The 208-nt window shown below is 65.9% G+C and carries 1 protein-coding gene; it reads left to right on the top strand.

Translation table 11 applies throughout. The annotated features are described in order from the left end of the window. On the top strand, window positions 1–208 hold a 208-nt coding region (locus NLM59_RS11840; RefSeq protein WP_407986300.1), incomplete at both ends, for a hypothetical protein.

Genomic DNA, 208 nt, shown 5'->3' with positions numbered 1-208 from the left:
CAACGCGGTTATGGTCGGCCTGCCAGGAAACCCGGTCTCGGCCATGGTTTGCGGCCACATCTTCCTGGCCCCGATGATCCATGCCATGCTTGGTCTCGGGGCCTCTCGCCGCCCGGCACTCAAGGCCCGGCTCACCAGGCCGTTGGGCGCCAATGGCCCGCGGGAGCACTATCAACGCGCCATCGTTGACCAAGGCAAGATCACCGTG

Origin of the sequence: Profundicola chukchiensis, assembly GCF_029664245.1 — a bacterium.
Lineage (GTDB): Bacteria > Bacteroidota > Bacteroidia > Flavobacteriales > Weeksellaceae > Profundicola > Profundicola chukchiensis.
The sequence above is the reverse complement of the archived record's forward strand: the minus strand, read 5'-3'. Positions and strand labels throughout refer to the sequence as shown.